17 protein-coding genes are annotated in these 16,859 nt (G+C 72.2%); 11 read left to right on the forward strand and 6 right to left on the reverse strand.

Annotated elements, in window-relative coordinates; genetic code table 11:
* The first annotated feature begins 72 nt into the window (after positions 1-72).
* Both BM223_RS06425 and BM223_RS06430 read left to right on the forward strand, forming a co-directional pair.
* Positions 73-639: an LPXTG cell wall anchor domain-containing protein gene (locus tag BM223_RS06425; protein ID WP_038680714.1), complete on the forward strand. Its 567-nt coding sequence runs from the start codon at positions 73-75 to the stop codon at positions 637-639.
* A 115-nt stretch (positions 640-754) separates the two neighbouring features.
* Complete coding sequence (locus tag BM223_RS06430; RefSeq protein WP_075018479.1) at positions 755-898, forward strand: DUF1059 domain-containing protein; 144 nt, start codon at positions 755-757, stop codon at positions 896-898.
* Positions 899-923: 25 nt separating this feature from the next.
* Here the strand turns inward: BM223_RS06430 and BM223_RS06435 are convergent, their stop codons facing one another.
* Both BM223_RS06435 and BM223_RS06440 read right to left on the reverse strand, forming a co-directional pair.
* Positions 924-1,790 carry a crotonase/enoyl-CoA hydratase family protein gene (locus tag BM223_RS06435; protein WP_038680712.1) on the reverse strand — a complete coding sequence of 289 codons (867 nt, stop codon included), beginning with the start codon at positions 1,788-1,790 and terminating at the stop codon, positions 924-926.
* Positions 1,791-1,798: 8 nt separating this feature from the next.
* Positions 1,799-3,040 (reverse strand): LCP family protein, encoded by a 1,242-nt coding sequence (locus BM223_RS06440; protein WP_052138903.1) that lies wholly within the window; start codon positions 3,038-3,040, stop codon positions 1,799-1,801.
* 23 nt (positions 3,041-3,063) lie between these two features.
* Between BM223_RS06440 and BM223_RS06445 the strand changes: the two genes are divergently transcribed.
* Complete coding sequence (locus BM223_RS06445; RefSeq protein WP_038680710.1) at positions 3,064-3,570, forward strand: acyl-CoA thioesterase; 507 nt, start codon at positions 3,064-3,066, stop codon at positions 3,568-3,570.
* Here BM223_RS06445 and BM223_RS06450 read toward each other — a convergent pair.
* Positions 3,560-4,441 (reverse strand): LysR family transcriptional regulator, encoded by an 882-nt coding sequence (locus BM223_RS06450; protein WP_038680708.1) that lies wholly within the window; start codon positions 4,439-4,441, stop codon positions 3,560-3,562. The two genes, BM223_RS06445 and BM223_RS06450, sit on opposite strands and share 11 nt — an antisense overlap.
* A gap of 88 nt (positions 4,442-4,529) precedes the next feature.
* On the opposite strand from BM223_RS06450, the gene BM223_RS06455 reads away from it, so the two are divergent.
* Together BM223_RS06455 and BM223_RS06460 are read left to right on the forward strand one after the other, a co-directional pair.
* The gene (locus tag BM223_RS06455; RefSeq protein ID WP_052138902.1) at positions 4,530-5,489 is read left to right on the forward strand and encodes a threonine ammonia-lyase; all 960 of its coding nucleotides are present in this window, start codon (positions 4,530-4,532) and stop codon (positions 5,487-5,489) included.
* Positions 5,490-5,561: 72 nt separating this feature from the next.
* On the forward strand, positions 5,562-7,127 hold the full coding sequence (locus tag BM223_RS06460; protein WP_235318976.1) for an LCP family protein: 1,566 nt from the start codon (positions 5,562-5,564) through the stop codon (positions 7,125-7,127).
* 15 nt (positions 7,128-7,142) lie between these two features.
* On the opposite strand, the gene BM223_RS06465 is transcribed toward BM223_RS06460, so the two are convergent.
* Positions 7,143-7,922, reverse strand: a complete 780-nt coding sequence (locus BM223_RS06465) for an inositol monophosphatase family protein (protein WP_038680706.1) — start codon at positions 7,920-7,922, stop codon at positions 7,143-7,145.
* A 45-nt stretch (positions 7,923-7,967) separates the two neighbouring features.
* Here BM223_RS06465 and BM223_RS06470 point away from each other — a divergent pair, with 45 nt between their 5' ends.
* The gene (locus tag BM223_RS06470) at positions 7,968-8,363 is read left to right on the forward strand and encodes a hypothetical protein (RefSeq protein ID WP_038680704.1); all 396 of its coding nucleotides are present in this window, start codon (positions 7,968-7,970) and stop codon (positions 8,361-8,363) included.
* Here the strand turns inward: BM223_RS06470 and BM223_RS06475 are convergent.
* Positions 8,360-9,811, reverse strand: coding sequence for an AAA family ATPase (locus BM223_RS06475; protein WP_052138901.1), 1,452 nt, complete (start codon positions 9,809-9,811; stop codon positions 8,360-8,362). The genes BM223_RS06470 and BM223_RS06475 overlap by 4 nt on opposite strands.
* A 29-nt stretch (positions 9,812-9,840) precedes the next feature.
* Between BM223_RS06475 and BM223_RS06480 the strand changes: the two genes are divergently transcribed.
* Both BM223_RS06480 and BM223_RS06485 read left to right on the forward strand, forming a co-directional pair.
* Positions 9,841-10,743, forward strand: coding sequence for a glycosyltransferase family 2 protein (locus BM223_RS06480; protein WP_280522257.1), 903 nt, complete (start codon positions 9,841-9,843; stop codon positions 10,741-10,743).
* Complete coding sequence (locus tag BM223_RS06485) at positions 10,740-11,642, forward strand: glycosyltransferase family 2 protein (protein ID WP_038680701.1); 903 nt, start codon at positions 10,740-10,742, stop codon at positions 11,640-11,642. The genes BM223_RS06480 and BM223_RS06485 overlap by 4 nt, the downstream gene beginning before the upstream one ends.
* Here the strand turns inward: BM223_RS06485 and BM223_RS06490 are convergent.
* Entirely contained in the window at positions 11,551-12,684 is a 1,134-nt protein-coding gene (locus tag BM223_RS06490) for a phosphatase PAP2 family protein (RefSeq protein ID WP_038680699.1), read from the reverse strand. The two genes, BM223_RS06485 and BM223_RS06490, sit on opposite strands and share 92 nt — an antisense overlap.
* A gap of 86 nt (positions 12,685-12,770) precedes the next feature.
* Between BM223_RS06490 and glf the strand changes: the two genes are divergently transcribed.
* The 3 genes from glf to BM223_RS06505 are packed head-to-tail and all read left to right on the forward strand — an operon-like array spanning position 12,771 to position 16,859.
* Positions 12,771-13,964 carry a UDP-galactopyranose mutase gene (gene glf / locus BM223_RS06495; RefSeq protein ID WP_038680698.1) on the forward strand — a complete coding sequence of 398 codons (1,194 nt, stop codon included), beginning with the start codon at positions 12,771-12,773 and terminating at the stop codon, positions 13,962-13,964.
* A complete protein-coding gene (locus BM223_RS06500; RefSeq protein ID WP_038680696.1) occupies positions 13,961-15,967 on the forward strand; it encodes a glycosyltransferase in 2,007 nt (668 codons plus the stop codon). The genes glf and BM223_RS06500 overlap by 4 nt, the downstream gene beginning before the upstream one ends.
* Complete coding sequence (locus BM223_RS06505) at positions 15,960-16,859, forward strand: ABC transporter permease (protein WP_052138900.1); 900 nt, start codon at positions 15,960-15,962, stop codon at positions 16,857-16,859. The genes BM223_RS06500 and BM223_RS06505 overlap by 8 nt, the downstream gene beginning before the upstream one ends.

Raw genomic sequence — 16,859 nt, forward strand, 5'->3', positions numbered from 1 at the left:
TAGGATGCTGGTGCACCGCCCGTCACCTTGAACACGCGGGTCGTTGCATGGGGATAGTTCAAGGAGGCACACGTGCTCAAGAAGTTCGTCGCGCTCGCGACGCTGGCGATGGCCTGTGCCGTCGCACCCATGGCGACCGCATCCGCGGATCCGTACTCGCCGAAGGTCCCGACCCAGACGCACATCGAGGTCGTCGTCCACGGACCGGGCAAGCCCATCACGCTCAAGGTGAGCGCGAGCGCCAACTACCCGACGCCGCCCGAGGGCGACATCGCGATCCAGGTCTCGGCCGGTGGCTCCGCCGCCCGCAACGCCCGGGCGCTCGTCGCCGCGCCGGTGTTCACCACCACCGTCCACTTCGTCGACGACGTCGTCTCGGTCGAGGGGCCGCGGCTGCCCAAGGGCACCTACCTCGCCCGGGCCGCGCTCAGCCCGGACGACACGGACACGTTCCTGCCGTCCTCGGCGACGACCGACTTCCGGATCGGCGCCGGCACGCCCGACCAGGACGACAACGACGGCCTGCCCAACACGGGTGGTCCCGACCTGCTGTGGCTGCTGCTCGGCGGCGGTCTCGTGGTCGCCGGTGCGGGCGGGGTCGGCTACGGCCGGCGCCGGACCGCCTCCGTTGCCGTCTGATCCCCGCGCACGACCTGCACGCCGGCCGCTCCCACCTCGTGGGAGCGGCCGGCGTCGTGTCCGGGCAGCGCTAGGCTGGCCGGACCAGAACCTGTTCTATCCCTGGAGGTCCGTGATGCCCTCGCTGCGCTGCCCCTGCGACACCACCCTGCGTGCCGACACCGACGACGAGCTGGTCACGAAGGTGCAGGAGCACCTCGCGGCCGAGCACCCGGGCCGGGAGTACAGCCGCGAGGAGATCCTGTTCATGGCGATGTGACCCCGCCGGGGTCGGGCCGCCCCGCTCAGCGGATCGGCGGCAGCGCGGAGGCCTTGCCGGTGAACTGCGGCGTCCGCTTCTCGAGGAAGGCGGCGACGCCCTCCTTGCCGTCGGCGATCGAGGTCCAGTACATCGCCAGCGAGTCGCTCAGGTGCGCCTCGAGCGGGTCGGCGGCGGCGCTGTTGCGGTAGAGCAGCTGCTTGGCCAGGCCGAGCGCGACCGGCGAGCGGTCCCGGACGAACGACCGGGCGAGCTCGTAGGCGGCCGGCAGCAGGTCGTCGGGCTCGTGCAGGCTGCGCACCAGCCGGCCGGCGTGGGCCTGCTCGGCGGTGAGGATGTCGGCCGAGTAGACCCACTCGAGGGCCTGCTGGATGCCGACGATCCGCGGCAGGAACCAGCTCGAGCAGGCCTCGGGGACGATGCCCAGGCGCCCGAAGACGAAGCCGATCCGGGCCTTGGTCGAGGCCAGGCGCAGGTCCATGGCGAGCGTCATGGTGGCGCCGATGCCGACGGCGGGACCGTTGATCGCGGCGATCACCGGCTTGGGCAGCGCGTGGATCGCCAGGGTGACCTTGCCGCCGGTGTCGCGCACGCCCTCGGCGTAGGGCGCCTCGTCGTAGTGGGTGCGGAACTCGTCGGGGGTGAAGGTGAGGGACTCGTCGAGCCCGAACACGTTGCCCTCGGAGCTGAGGTCCATGCCGGCGCAGAAGGCCCGCCCGGCGCCGGTCACCACGACCGCGCGGACGGCGTCGTCGTGGGCGTCGGTGGTGAACACCTGGAGCAGCTCGTGGGCCATGGTCAGGTCGAAGGCGTTGAGCGCGTCGGGACGGTCGAGCGTCAGCGTCGCGATCCCGTCGGCGTCGACGGTCCAGGTGAGGGTCTGGTAGGTCATGGTTCTCCTTAGCGGGCGGCCAGGCCGGTCGCGGTGCACAGCTTCGGCGTGATCTCGTCGGTCTTGTCGGCGATCACCTTGCCGAAGAGCTGCTTCGCGCGCTGGGCGTCCCACGTGGCGTCGGCCCGGGCCAGCGGCACGGTGCACGACTTCTCGACCTTGGTCATCGCCAGCGCCCACTTCGCGGCGGTGGTCGGGCCGGCGCCCTCGCCGAACCGGAAGAAGTCCGGGACGGCGGAGTTGAGCCGCCACCAGCGGATCGGGTTGAGCACCGACCAGGGCGAGAGCACCTTGTCGCCGACCGCGGCGACGACCTCGCGCTGCTGCTGGACCCGGGCCAGGTCGGAGATCGGGCTGTACTTGCGGGCCCGCGCGTAGGCGAGCGCGGTGGCGCCGTCGACCTCCTGGCAGCCCTTCTTGACGTTGAGGCCGGACTCCTTGTCGCGGATCCGCTGCTTCGGGCAGATCTCGATGCCGCCGACGCCGTCGACGACGCCGACGAGGCCGCCGAAGCCGATCTCGACGTACTGGTCGATGCGCACGCCGGTCGCCTTCTCGAGCGTCTGCACCAGCAGGGGAGTGCCGCCCTTGGCGTAGGCCGAGTTGATCTTGGAGGTGCCGAAGCCGGGGATCGGCAGCGGCGAGTCGCGCGGGATCGAGACGAGCGTGGTCGGCCCGTCACCGGTGTGCAGCAGCATGATCGTGTCGGTCAGCTCGGACTTCGCGTCGCCGGTGTGGAGCTTCTTGCGCTCCTCGGGCGAGAGCCCGGCGCGCGAGTCGCTGCCGACGAGCAGGTAGGTCGTGCCCGGCTGGTCGGACGGGCGCTCGCCGGAGGGCTCGAAGGCGACCTTGTCGACCCGGTTCCAGGCCACGATCGGGACCGCGACCAGGTAGACGAGCCACAGCACGAGGAGCAGCAGGACGAGCCGGACGTAGGTGCGCGGGCGCGACCAGCGGCTGCGCCGCGGGGCGGCGTACGACGGCGGGGCGCTCGGGCCGCTGGGGCCGCCTGGACCGCTCAGGCCGCTCGGGCCACCGGGACCGGCGGGCCGGCCGGGCGCGTCGTACTGCTGCGGGGGAGGCAGCCGCCGGGTCGGCTGCTGCGGGGGCGGCGGCGGTGGGGACCCGGCCGCACCCGGCCGTCGCTGGACCGGGATCCGCCGGGTGGGCTCGGGGTCGCCGCTGCCGGGCTGGGATCCGTAGACCCAGTCGAAGTCGTCGCCGCCGGAACCGTTGTCGCGCCCTGCCATGTCCAGGACGCTACCGTCAGCCTGTGAGCGAAATCGTGGCGGCACGCACGCCGTCGTACTCCCGCATCGAGCTGGCCACGCTGACCTCGCGCGCGCAGGCCAACCTGCTGGGCAACATCCACGGCGGCGAGGTGGTCAAGCTGGCCGACTCGACGGCGGGGGTCGTGGCCCAGCGGCACAGCGGCGGGCCGGCGGTGACGGCGGCGCTGGACGAGATGGCGTTCCTCGAGCCGGTCCGGGTGGGCGACATCATCCGGACCTTCGGGCAGGTCAACTGGGTGGGGACGTCGTCGATGGAGATCGGCGTGCGGATCGAGACCGAGCCGTGGGACGCCGCGGGCGAGGTGCGCCACGTCGGGTCGGCCTACTTCGTTTTCGTGGCGGTCGACGCCGCCGGCCGGGGACGGCCCGTGCCGGCGCTCGAGCCCGAGAGCGCCGAGGACCAGCGCCGGCACCGCGAGGCGGGCATCCGCCGGGCGCACCGGCTGGCCCGGCGCCAGGAGATCGAGGCCGGACGGGTCAGCGGCTGACCCCGGCCGCCTCGGTGAGGGCGGCCGCGACCGCGTCGACCGCGGCGGGCCGGGGCGGGGCGCCGTACGTCGCGAGCTGGACCCGGCGGTGCGCGTCGAGCCGGCGCCGGACGACGCCGGCGTGCTGGTGGGCGCGCAGCGCCAGGCCGGGCAGCACGGTGACGCCGAGCCCGGTCGCCACGAGGGACTGCACGGCGACGTAGTCGTCGCTGGCGAACGCGATCGACGGCGTGAAGCCCGCCTCGGCGCAGAGGCTGAGCAGCTCGCGCCGGCAGCGCTCGCAGCCGGCGATCCAGCCGCTGGCGGCGTAGTCGGCGAGGTCGACCGCCGGTCCGGGCGCGGCGTCCGCGCGGGTGACCAGGTAGAGCGGGTCGTCGACGACCGGCACCACGGTGATCTGCTCCGGCTCGGGCTGGTCGGGGTAGGCGAAGGTGAGGGCCAGGTCGATCTCGCCGGCGCGGAGCAGCTCGTGCGCCTCGGGCGGCTCGGCCTCGACCAGGTCGAGCCGGATCCCCGGGTGGCGCTCGGCGAGCAGCGCGATCGCGCCGGGCACGAGCGTCGCGGCTCCCGACGGGAAGGCCGCCAGCCGGACCCGGCCCGACTGCAGGCTGGTCGTCGCGGCGAGCTCGGCCTCGGCCCGGGCGAGCAGTCCGAGGACCTCCTCGCCGCGGCGGGCCAACCGCTCGCCCTCGGGCGTGAGCCGGACCCCGCGCCCGACCCGCTGCAGCAGCACGGCGCCCGTCTCGGCCTCCAGCCGGCGCAGGTGGTGGGAGATGGTCGGCTGCCCGTAGTGCAGCGCGGCCGCGGCGCCCGAGACCGAGCCGGTCCGGTGCACGGCGACGAGGGCCTCGAGGCGGCGCAGGTCGATCATGACCGCAGCCTACTGATCGACCATGTCGATGGAAACGCTCGAAAGGAACTATTGGACCGATGGGTGCCCGCTGCCGGACGATGGACCCATGCTGCGCTTCGACGACGTCCGCACCGCCGCCGAGATCGTGCGGCAGGAGCTGCCGGCGACCCCGCTGCAGTCCCACCCGCTGCTCGACCAGGCGCTCGACGGCCGCGCGGTGCTGGTCAAGCACGAGAACGTGCTGCCGACCGGGGCCTTCAAGGTCCGCGGCGGCGTCCACCTCGCGGTGCGGCTGACCGACGCCGAGCGCGCGCACGGCCTGGTCACCTGCTCGACCGGCAACCACGCCCAGTCCGTCGCGTACGGCGCCCGCCTGGCCGGCGTCCGCGCCACCATCGTGATGCCGGCCGGCGCCCCCGCGAGCAAGCGCGACGCGGTGCGGGCGCTGGGCGCCGAGGTCGTGCTCGCCGGGACCAGCCTGGGGGAGGCCGCCGAGCACGCCCGGGGGCTGGCCGCCACGACGGGCGCCGCATTCGTGTGCCCCACCGACGAGCGGATCGTGCTGGGCCACGCGACGGCCTACCTCGAGCTGTTCGGCCAGGCGCCGGAGCTGAGCGCCGTCTTCGTCCCGGTCGGCAGCGGCACCGGTGCTGCCGGCGCCTGCCTGGCCCGGGACGCGCTCGCGCCGCGGTGCCGGGTGATCGGCGTCCAGTCGTCCGCCGCGCCGGCGGGCTGGCGCTCGTGGCGCAGCGGCACCATCGAGACCGCGCCCGCGACCACGCGCGCCGCGGGGCTCGCGACGACCACCGGCTACCCCCGCACGCAGGAGGTCCTGCGCGCCCGGCTCGACGACTTCGTCCTCGTCGACGACGCCGCCATCGACGACGCGGCCCGGCTGCGCGCCACCTGTGCCCACACCCTGGCCGAGGGCGCCGGCGCCGCCGCGCTCGCCGGAGCGCGCGCCGCGCACGAGTGGCCGTCGGGCCCGGTCGCGGTCATGTGCACGGGCGGCAACGCCTCGGTCGACGAGATCGCCCGGCTCGCCGGCGTCGCCACCGCGGCCTGAGCGGGCCCCGCGTCTGCGGGGTCGCGGCGCGTCGCGCCCGGTGTGACGTGTGGGACTGGTGATACTGGGCGGGTGCAGCAGCCCGGATCCGCCGACGCGCGACGTCGCGAGCGTCACGAGGCGCGGGCCCGGGCCCGGCGGCGCCGGCAGGGCGGTCTCGACCGCCGGACCAACGACAGCGTGCGCGCCCCGCGCGACGAGGCCGCCGCCGAGCGCTGGGCACCGACCCCGGTCGGCGTCGACGACCGCGCCGCGCGGGTCCGCTTCCGCCGCGCGCTGACCCTGATGGGCTTCACCCTGGTCGTGCCGGGCTCGGCCCAGCTCGTCGCCGGCAACCGCCAGGTCGGCCGGATCGCGGTCCGGGTGTGGCTGGGCTCGCTGCTCACCCTGCTGGTCGTCGTCGGCTGGACCTCGACCCACCCCGACTTCGGCCTCGACCTCGCGCTCAACGCGACGGTGATGCTCGTCATCCGGCTCTACCTGATCATCGGCGCCGTCGCCTGGGCCGCGCTCTTCGTCGACGCCTGGCGCCTCGGGCAGCCGCTCAGCCTGCGCCTGCCGCACCGGCGCGCGGTCGTCGGCGTCAACGGCATCCTCTGCTTCTCGGTGGCGGGCGCGATGCTCTTCGGCGCCCACCTGGCCGCCGTGCAGCGCGACTTCCTGACCATGTTCACCAGCGGCGACCTCGGCGCCGCCCACGACGGCCGCTACAACGTCCTGCTCATCGGCGGCGACTCCGGCACCGACCGGTGGGGCCTGCGCCCGGACTCGATGACCGTCGCCTCGATCGACGCCCAGACCGGTCGCACGGTGATGATCGGCCTGCCCCGCAACATGCAGAACTTCCCGTTCCGCAAGGGCAGCGTGATGGACGAGCAGTTCCCCGACGGCTACAGCTGCGACGGCTGCTACCTCAACGGCGTCGGCACCTGGGCCGGCGACCACAAGCAGCTCTTCAAGGGCTCCGCGCACCCCACGATCGACGCCACCGTCCAGGCCGTCGAGGGCATCACCGGGCTGCGGATGAACTACTGGGTGATGGTCAACCTGCGCGGCTTCGAGCGGCTCGTCGACGCCTTCGGCGGCGTCACCCTCAACGTCCGCGACCGGATCCCGGTCGGCGGCCTCGGCAAGGACGTCACCGGCTACATCGAGCCCGGCAAGCGCAAGCTCGACGGCCACGACGCGCTCTGGTTCGCCCGGGCCCGCGAGGGATCCGACGACTACTCGCGGATGGCGCGCCAGAAGTGCGTCCTCAGCGCCATGCTCACCCAGCTCAGCCCGCAGCAGGCGCTCGCGAACTTCCAGGAGATCGCCAAGGCGTCCTCCGCGATGATCAAGACCGACATCCCCGGCGGCGCGCTTGGCGACTTCGCCAAGCTCGGCCTGCGCGCGAAGGACCAGAAGGTGTCGAGCGTCTCGCTCGTCCCGCCGCAGATCAACACCGCCCAGCCGGACATCGCGAAGGTCCGCAAGCTGATCTCCGACGCCATCGACCAGGCCGAGGGCAAGGCCAAGCCCGCCGCCACGGGCAAGAAGAAGAAGGCCTCCGGCCAGAAGGTCACCGGCGGCTCGCTGGGCTCGCGCAACGACGGCTACGCGGCCAACCAGAGCGAGGACGTCGCGGCCGCCTGCTGACGAGCCGCTCCGCTGCTACTGCAGCGAGCCGGGGTCGGCCAGCGAGGCCACCACGGCGTCGTACGTCGCCCGGTCGGGCGCCGCGACGATCCCGCCGTCGAGCCGGAGCGGGGTCAGCGGGGTGCCGTCGTGGCGGCCGATCGCGCCGCCGGCCTCGGTGAGGATGAGCGAGCCGGGCAGGTGGTCCCACGGCATGCTGCGGTTGTAGAGCAGCGCGGCGGCGTCGCCCGCGATCAGGTGCGGGTAGTCCACGCCGCAGCACGCCCAGGTCAGCTGCAGGGTGCCGAGGCCGACCAGGTCGCGCCCGACCCACGACCGCCGCGCGGTGCGGTAGGGCGCCGTGCCGGAGCCGGCGACGGTGAGCCGCTCGCCGTTGAGCCAGGCGCCGGCGCCGCGCTCCGCGACGTACGACCTCTCGTGCTGCGGCTGCCAGATCCAGCCCCGCACCACCTCGCCGTCACGCACCTCGCCCACCATGACGGCGTGGTCGGGGGAGCCGTTGACGAAGTTCTTGGTGCCGTCGACCGGGTCGACGGTGAACGCGTGGTCGGCCTCGGCGAAGCGGTCGAGCAGGGTCTTGTCGGAGGCCATCGCCTCCTCGCCCAGCACGAGCGCGCCGGGGTACGCCGCCTGCAGCGCCGCCGTGATGAGGACCTCGGACTCGTGGTCGGCCACGGTCACCAGGTCGCCCGGGTTCTTCTCGGCGACCTGGTCGTCGCGGAGCTGGCGGAACCGGGGGGTGATCACCTCCGCGGCGACGTCCTGGAGGAGCCTCAGCACAGCATCGGTGTCCACGGGTGCCACGGTAGTGGTGCGACGCGGGCCACCTACCCTGGGGCCATGCGATTCACCGAGCACGAGCTGACCGCGGCGCTGACGGGTGCGGCCAAGCAGGTCGTGGCCGCCGACCGCAAGGTCCGCAAGCGCGGCGTCGACATCGACACCGTGTGGGACGAGATGGACCGCTACCAGCGCTTCCAGGTCCTCGACGCCCTCGGCAACCAGATCCTGCCGGTGCTCGTCGCGCTACCCGACGTCGACGTCGAGCCGGGCACCCGGCCGACCTACACCGACGCCCAGGTGAGCGAGGTCGTCGAGAGCCTCGCGGCCGACGGCGGCGGCCGGCTGCGGCGCGCTGTGACGATCAAGGCCCGCACCGCCCTGGTCCAGGTCGCGCTCGCCAGCGTGCCGCCGCGGCTCGACCCCGACGCGCTCGTCGTCCCGGACAGCCTCTAGGCCATCTCGTCGGGGTCGTCGGGGTCCTCGCCGCCGAACCCCAGCACGGCCCGGGTCATCTGGTTGCGGGTGTCGAGCAGGTCGGCGAGCGCGGTGTCGAGGTCGTCGGCACCGACCGCCAGGGGCGCGTCGGGCGCGGCCGCGCCGTCCCGCTCGGCCGCGACGACGGCGGCGCGGCGCAGCAGCTCCTTGAGGAAGGACGCGGTCACCCGGTCGGTCCGGTCGAGCACGCTCTCGAGCCGGCTCAGGTCGATGTCGAGCGCGCCGCGGTAGAGCTCGACCAGGCGGCGCCGCGACTCCCGGTCGGGGAGGTCGATGTGCACGGCCTGGTCGACCCGGCCCGGACGCGAGGCGAGCGCCGGCTCGAGCAGGTCGGCGCGGTTGGTGGTGAGCAGGAAGACGACGTCGGCGTCCTCGTCGAGGCCGTCCATCTCGTTGAGCAGCGTGAACAGCAGCGGCGTCTCGCCGCCGTAGTGGCTGCGCTCCTCGGCGATCAGGTCGACGTCCTCGACGACGATCATCGACGGCTGGAGGGCGCGCGCGATCGAGCACGCCTCGCGGATCGCGTGGAGCGTGTCGCCGGTCAGCTCGACCACGGTGGTGTCGGTCAGCTCGCTGACCAGGTAGCGCACCGAGTGGGTCTTGCCGACGCCCGGCGGGCCGTAGAGCAGCAGACCGCGCTTGAGGTGCTGGCCGGCCGCGCGCAGCCGGGCGCTGTTGCGGGCCACCCCGACGACCTGGCGGCGCAGGTCGGCGAAGGTGGACGGCGGCAGCACCAGGTCGCCGGGCGCCATCGTGGGGCGCTCGTGGAAGCGCAGCAGCGAGCCGCGCTCGCCGAACATGCTCGCGCCGAACGAGACCACCTGGCCGCGGTAGACGTTGCGCGCGAGCGCCTCGTCGCGCAGCCGGAGCCCGAGCGCCTCGGCCCGGGCCGGCTCGGCGGCGACGATCTCGACGGCGAGCTGGTTCCGGCCGCTCTCGTCGTCGGGGCCGAGCAGCAGGAGCGCGCACGCCGTCGGGCCGGCGCCGAGCAGGACGACCGCCGCCTGGAGGCACTCCCGGGTCGCGCCGCCCGGGCCGCTCGGCAGCGCGGTGCGGGTGACATTGCCCGGCCGCGGCCCGTACTGGGCCTGGTGCGGGTCGTCGCCGATCAGCTCGGCCAGCCCGAACGGGCCGTGGTGCCGGTGGCCGGTCATGCCGAGCACCTGGGCGCCCGGGTCCTCGTCGAGCACCGCGTCGAGGGCGGCCTGCACGTTGACGTGCTCGTAGGCCGGCCACGCCTCGCGGACCACCGCCAGCCCGTCGGTCGGCACGCCGAGGTGCTCGCCCACGACGGCGCGGAAGGTCGGCTGGGCCGCGGCGCGCGCCCGCTGGGACATGCTCCGCAGCAGGAAGCGTCCGTAGCCGCCGATGTCGGACAGCCGGGGTGCGTCGTCGGTGTCCACCATGGCCCGAGGATAGGGTCTGCTCCGTGCGTGTGCAGGCGGTTATCGTGACCTTCAACCGGTTGGCGATGCTGCAGCGACTCGTCCCGCGGCTGCGCGAGGTCGCCGGGCTCGAGCGGATCCTCGTCGTCGACAACGCCTCGACCGACGGCACGGGGGAGTGGCTCGCCTCGCTCGACGACCCGCTGGTCGTGCACGAGACGCTCGCCACCAACACCGGCGGCGCTGGCGGCTTCCACCACGGCCTCGGCTGGGCGGTGCGCGAGGGTGCCGACCTGGTCTGGCTGATGGACGACGACGGCCTCCCCGCCCCGGACTGCCTCGACCTGCTGCTCGACCGCGTCGAGCGCGACGGGCTCGAGTTCTGCGGGCCTGCGGTGCTGGCCGAGCAGGACCCCGCGCGGCTGTGCTTCCCCATCCGGCTGCCGGGCGGGACCCGCGTGGTGCACGAGATGGCCGCCGTCGAGGCGGCCGCGGTCGACGGGCTGATCGACGACGTCGTCATCCCGTTCAACGGCGTGATCGTGACCCGCGACCTGGTCGAGCGGATCGGGCTGCCGCGCGAGGAGTTCTTCATCTGGGGCGACGACGTCGAGTACCTCTGGCGTGCCCAGGCGGCCGGCGCCCGGATCGCGACCGTCGTCGACGCGCACTTCCTGCACCCGGCGACCGACGACCTCGGCACGCCCATGATGTTCGGGCGCACGACGTACAACCACACGCCGAGCGACCTCAAGCACTACTGCATGGCCCGCAACAACACGCTCAACCTGCGCGCCTACCGCGGCTGGGTGCACGTGCTGCTGTTCTGGCTCAAGACCGTGTGGTTCTACCTGTTCACCCGGCCGCAGCCGGCGCGCATCCCGCTCAGCGCCCGCGCCGCCGTGGCCGGGCTGCGGGGCGACTTCACCGGCCACCGGAAGTACCTGCGGTGAGCGCCGAGCCGGCCGAGCGGGTCGCCGTCGTCGTCGTCACCTACAACCGGGCCGACCTGCTCCGCGGGATGCTCGAGGGCCTCGCCGGGCTCGAGCGCGCCCCCGACGCGGTCGTGGTGGTCGACAACGCGAGCAGCGACCACACCCGCGAGGTGCTCGAGGCCAGCCGGCTCCCGGGGCTGGTCGCGATCCACACCACCGACAACCTCGGCGGCGCGGGCGGCTTCCGGCTCGGGCTGCAGACGGCCTACGACCAGGGCTACGACGTCATGTGGCTGATGGACGACGACGTCGTCCCCGCGCCCGACTGCCTCACCCGGCTCCTGGAGGTCGACGGCTCCTGCCTGATCGCGGTGCGCGAGGACCGCTCCGGCGCGCTCGTCGAGAAGGCCGCGCTGCGCTTCGACCTGCGCAACCCGCTCGCCATCCGGCCCAAGACCGCGAGCATCGACTCGACGTACGCCACCCGGGCGGAGATGCCGGCCACGGTCGAGGTCGAGAACGTCGCCTTCGAGGGCTTCCTGGTCCGGCGCGAGGTGATCGACCGGATCGGGCTGCCCGACGCGTCGTACTTCATCTTCTACGACGACGTCGACTTCGCCATCCGTGCGCGGCGGGCGGGCTTCCCGATCCGCGCCGTGCGCGACGCCGTCCTGGTCCGCCAGCTCGACTTCGACCAGCAGCACGACCTGGCCGGGTGGAAGGGCTACTACATGTACCGCAACCTGTTCGCGGTGCACTTCCGCTACGGCGAGAACGCGCTGGTGCGGCTCAAGCCGTGGCTGGTGGCGCTGGCTGTCGTCGTCCTCAGTCCGCTGCGGGGTGGTCGGGCAGAGGCGCGGAACGTGTCGCGAGCGCTCCGGGATGCTCGGGGGATGCGGACCCCGCCGGCACGCTGACCGGGTCGGGCACGAGCCGGGCCCGCAGGCCCACCCGGTTGCCGGTGGCGATGCCGGCGATCCAGACCGCGAACGCGCCCAGCGCGGCCCCGGCGATCACGTCGACGAAGAAGTGCCAGCCCAGGTAGACCGTGGCGAGCACGGTGAGGCCGAAGAATGTCCAGGCGGTGATCCGCACCCAGCGGGCGAGCTTGACCAGCTGGACGATGAGGCAGATCGTCATCATGATGCCGACGTGCAGCGAGGCGAACGCCGCGATCGTCTGCAGCCCGGACTCGCCGTGACTGTTGATGGTGGCGACCCGGTCGTCCCACATCGAGTTCGCCAGCCGGGTGACGTAGGTCTCGGGCAGGCCCGCGAACGTGCCCCGGTCGGAGTAGATCGGGCCGACGGTCGGCACGAGCACGTAGAGCACCGCGCCGAGCGCCCAGTCGACGGCGACCGCCGTGACGTACCACTCGCCGGCGCGCGTCTGCCTGGTCCAGACCAGGGCGATCGCGATCGAGACCGGGACCAGCGCGATCCACACGATGTAGACCGACGAGAAGAAGTGCGCGGCCAGGCCGGTGCCGAACCAGGCGTGGAGCGTGGCGGCCGGGTCGTGGCCGGCGAACAGGAACTTGTCGAGGTCGGCCAGCTGGGAGTCGAAGTTCCGCTCGTGGACGAACGGCGCCATGCTCTTCACGTTGCGGAAGGCGGCGTAGCAGAGGTACCACGCGATCACGCCATTCAGCGCGAACTTCCAGTGCGAGAGCGGCCAGCGCTCCTTGAGCACGGTCCGGAACGTCGTCGCGATCCGGCCGGCCCAGCCCGCCCCCGGACGGCCCGCGGCGAGGAAGGTCCGGGGGACGACGTCGAGCGCGATGGCGCCGAGGACGATCGCGGGGAAGCGGATGTAGCCCGGGACCACGCTGTCGGGGTCGCGGATCGGGATGTCCTCGAGCTTCGAGAAGACGACGGTCAGGACCGCGAGACCGAGCCCCGCGAGCCATGCCAGAGCGAACAGCGGTGCGCCCCGGCGCTTCTCCTGGTGTCGATACACCAGAACAGGATATTCGTCACCTCCCCCAAGGAGGCACAGCGCGCCCGAATGGGGAAGGGGTTGTCGAGTCCGTAGACTCACGGATCGTGTCTTTCCCCTCGTCGAACCCCGACCTCGTCGTCGTCGGCTCCGGCTTCTTCGGCCTGACCATCGCCGAGCGCTGCGCCAACGACCTCGGGCTCCAGGTCCTGGTCATCGAGCGCCGCGCCCACCTGGGCGGCAACGCCTACAGCGAGCCGGAGCCCGAGACCGGCATCGAGGTGCACAAGTACGGCGCGCACCTGTTCCACACGAGCAACGAGCGGGTGTGGGAGTACGTCAACCGGTTCACCACGTTCACCGGCTACCAGCACCGCGTCTACTCGACGCACAACCAGCAGGTGTACCCGCTGCCGATCAACCTCGGCACGATCAACCAGTTCTTCGACGCGGCGTACACGCCGGCCGAGGCGCGCGCGCTGATCAAGGAGCAGGCGAGCGAGCTGGGCGACAAGGAGCCGGAGAACTTCGTCGAGAAGGGCGTCTCGCTCATCGGCCGCCCGCTCTACGAGGCGTTCATCGCGCACTACACCGCGAAGCAGTGGCAGACCGCGCCCGAGGAGCTCTCGGCCGACATCATCTCGCGGCTCCCGGTGCGCTACACCTACGACAACCGGTACTTCAACGACAAGTACGAGGGCCTGCCCACCGACGGCTACGCCGCGTGGCTCGCCAAGATGGCGGACCACCCCAACATCGAGGTCGTGCTCGAGACCGACTTCCTCGCCGACGACGTCGCCGACCGGTTCAAGGGCAAGGTCCCGATCGTCTACACCGGCCCGGTCGACGAGTACTTCGGCAACTCCGAGGGCCGGCTCTCGTGGCGCACGGTCGACCTGGTTCCCGAGGTCCTCGACGTCGACGACTTCCAGGGCTGCTCGGTGATGAACTACCCCGACCCGGACGTCGACTTCACCCGGATCCACGAGTTCAAGCACTTCCACCCCGAGCGCTCCTACCCCGAGGGCAAGACGGTCATCGTGCGCGAGTACAGCCGCTTCGCCGAGGACACCGACGAGCCGTACTACCCGGTCAACACGGCCGAGGACCGCGAGAAGCTGCTGAAGTACCGCGATCTCGCCGAGCGCGAGCCGATGGTGCTCTTCGGCGGCCGCCTCGGCACCTACAAGTACCTCGACATGCACATGGCCATCGCCTCCGCGCTCTCGATGTACGACAACACGCTGCGCCCGCACTTCGCCGACGGGGCCGAGCTCAAGAGCGGCGGGGTGGACGCATGAGCGAGACCGCGACCGTGCGCCGCCTGCTGCAGCGCCAGATCCTGCCCGTCGACAGCGATGTCGACGTCCTGCCGCTCTACCTCGACCCCGACGAGGCCACCCTCGACGAGGACAAGTACGTCGTCGGCGGCTCGCGCGCGGCCAAGGAGCTCAACAACGCCTCCATCCGGCAGAAGACGTCGAGCGGGCGCGGCGTCCGTCCCGACCAGCTGCTCTCGCGCACCGCGGTCGCGGTGCCGTCGGGCGAGAAGCTCTCCTTCGGCACCTACTTCAACGCCTTCCCGGCCAGCTACTGGCGGCGCTGGACGGTCGTCAAGGAGGTCCGCCTCGACGTCACGGTCCGCGGCGCCGGCGCGACCGTCATCGTCAACAAGTCGATGGCCAACGGCCGCCAGCAGAAGGTCGACAGCGTCGTCGTCGAGGCCGACGGCCCGACCACGCTCAGCTTCGACCTGTCGCTCGGCCCCTTCGTCGACGGCGGCTGGTACTGGTACGACGTCGTGGCCGGCCACGGCGACGTCACCGTCGAGTCCGCCGAGTGGAGCGCCGAGGTCCCCGCCGACCGCGCCGAGCACGGCACCGTCGACCTCGCGATCACGACGATGAACCGCCCCGACTTCTGCGCCGAGCTGCTCGGCCAGCTCGGCGTCCCCGAGCTCGCGCCGTACCTCGACACGGTCTTCGTGATGGAGCAGGGCACCCAGCCCGTCACCGGCAGCGAGTTCTTCCCGGCCGCGCAGGACGCGCTGGGGGCGAAGCTCACCGTCATCGAGCAGGGCAACCTCGGCGGCTCCGGCGGCTACGCCCGCGGCCAGCTCGAGTCGGTCCGCAAGGGCACCGCGACCTACGCGATGATGATGGACGACGACGTCGTCTGCGAGCCCGAGGGCATCATCCGCGCGGTCACCTTCGGCGACCTGGCCCGCCGTCCCACGATCGTGGGCGGCCACATGTTCAGCCTCTTCGCCAAGAGCCGGCTGCACAGCTTCGGCGAGATCATCCAGCCGTGGCGCTTCTGGTGGATGTCGCCGCTCGACAGCTACAACGACTGGGACTTCGGCGCCCGCAACCTGCGCTCCGCGCGCTGGCTGCACAAGCGGGTCGACGTCGACTTCAACGGCTGGTTCATGTGCCTGATCCCGCGCCAGGTGATCGAGGAGATCGGCCTCTCGCTGCCGCTCTTCATCAAGTGGGACGACAGCGAGTACGGCCTGCGCGCCAAGGCCGCCGGCTACCCGACCGTCACCTTCCCGGGTGCCGCGGTGTGGCACGTGCCGTGGAGCGACAAGAACGACGCCGTCGACTGGCAGGCCTACTTCCACCTGCGCAACCGCTTCGTCGCGGCGCTGCTCCACTCGACGTACCCGCGTGGCGGCCGGATGATCCGCGAGAGCATCAACCACCAGCTCGCGCACCTCGTGTCGATGCAGTACTCGACCGCCGAGCTGCGGCTCATGGCGCTCGAGGACGTGCTCGCCGGGCCGCACGCGCTGCACGACATGCTGCCCACGCGGCTCGCCGAGGTCAATGCCTTCCGCAAGCAGTTCAGCGACGCCCAGCTGCACGCCGACAACGCCGACTTCCCGCCGATCCGCCGCGAGAAGCCGCCGCGCAAGGGCAAGGACCTCACCGAGGTGCCCAGCCGCAAGGCACAGCTCATCACCGCGGGCCTGGCTCCGATCCGGCACCTGAAGAAGCCGCGCAGCCTCTCCCGGGAGTTCCCCGAGGTCGAGATCCGGGCCATGGACGCCAAGTGGTACCGGCTCGCGTCCTTCGACTCGGCCGTCGTCTCGATGAACGACGGCACCTCGGCCGCGCTCTACGTCCGCGACAACGAGCGCTTCAAGGACCTGGTCAAGCGCACCCTCGCCATCCACGCGCGCTACCGTCGCGAGTGGGACGAACTGGCCCAGCAGTACCGTGACGCACTCGGCGACATCACCTCTCCCGAGACCTGGGAGAAGACCTTCGCCCCCTGGACCGACGGAGGTGCCGATGACTGAGGCCGCCGAGAAGGTGCCCGCGGACGAGGCCGAGCTGCCGCCACTGCGGCCGCCGTCGGCCGACAACGGGCTGTTCGCCGTCTTCCACCGGCGCTACCTGCTCAAGCTGCTCGTCCAGCGGGAGATCAGCGCGCGCTACCAGGGCTCGTTCCTGGGGCTGCTCTGGTCCTACATCAACCCGCTGTCGCAGTTCTTCATCTACTGGTTCGTGATCGGCGTCATCCTCGGCCAGCACCGCGGCGTCCCGAACTTCCCGATCCACCTGTTCGCGGCCCTGATCATCGTCCACTTCTTCAACGAGACCTTCGGCGCCGGCACCCGCTCCATCGTGCGCAACCGGGCCCTCGTCGTGAAGATGGCGATGCCACGCGAGATGTTCCCCGTCGCGACGATGCTCGTCTCGCTCTACCACGTCGTCCCGCAGATCGTGATCCTCGGCATCGCCGCCGCGCTCAGCGGCTGGACGCCCGACGCCGAGGGCCTCGCCGCCCTCGTCCTCGCCCTCGCGATCATCGGCACCCTCGGCATCGCCGGCGCCCTCATGTTCAGCGCCGCCAACGTCTTCTTCAGCGACTTCGGCAACGCGGTGAGCATCTTCAACAACTTCGTCCGCTTCGGCGTGACGATGATGTACCCGTACTCGATGGTCCACGAGAAGTTCGGCTCCGGCGCCCAGTACTTCCTGCTCAACCCCATCGCGGACGCCGTCCTGCTCTTCCAGCGGGCCTTCTGGACCGGCACCCTCACGCCCCAGCAGCAGGCCAAGGACGGCCTCATGCCGGACAACCTGATGCTCGTCGGCGTGCTCGCGCTGCTCGCCAGCCTCGTGCTGCTCGCGATCGCGCAGCTCGTCTTCAGCCGGCTCGAGAACAAGATCCCGGAGCGACTCTGA

Origin of the sequence: Pimelobacter simplex (assembly GCF_900114845.1) — a bacterium.
In the GTDB taxonomy this organism is placed as follows: domain Bacteria; phylum Actinomycetota; class Actinomycetes; order Propionibacteriales; family Nocardioidaceae; genus Nocardioides; species Nocardioides simplex.

Excerpts from the sequence above, each read along its gene's own strand:
- BM223_RS06430 (WP_075018479.1), top strand. The coding sequence starts at position 755 with ATGCCCTCGCTGCGCTGCCCCTGCGACACCACCCTGCGTGCCGACACC.
- BM223_RS06435 (WP_038680712.1), bottom strand. The coding sequence starts at position 1,790 with ATGACCTACCAGACCCTCACCTGGACCGTCGACGCCGACGGGATCGCG.
- BM223_RS06440 (WP_052138903.1), bottom strand. The coding sequence starts at position 3,040 with ATGGCAGGGCGCGACAACGGTTCCGGCGGCGACGACTTCGACTGGGTC.
- BM223_RS06450 (WP_038680708.1), bottom strand. The coding sequence starts at position 4,441 with ATGATCGACCTGCGCCGCCTCGAGGCCCTCGTCGCCGTGCACCGGACC.
- BM223_RS06455 (WP_052138902.1), top strand. The coding sequence starts at position 4,530 with ATGCTGCGCTTCGACGACGTCCGCACCGCCGCCGAGATCGTGCGGCAG.
- BM223_RS06470 (WP_038680704.1), top strand. The coding sequence starts at position 7,968 with ATGCGATTCACCGAGCACGAGCTGACCGCGGCGCTGACGGGTGCGGCC.
- BM223_RS06475 (WP_052138901.1), bottom strand. The coding sequence starts at position 9,811 with ATGGTGGACACCGACGACGCACCCCGGCTGTCCGACATCGGCGGCTAC.
- BM223_RS06500 (WP_038680696.1), top strand. The coding sequence starts at position 13,961 with ATGAGCGAGACCGCGACCGTGCGCCGCCTGCTGCAGCGCCAGATCCTG.
- BM223_RS06505 (WP_052138900.1), top strand. The coding sequence starts at position 15,960 with ATGACTGAGGCCGCCGAGAAGGTGCCCGCGGACGAGGCCGAGCTGCCG.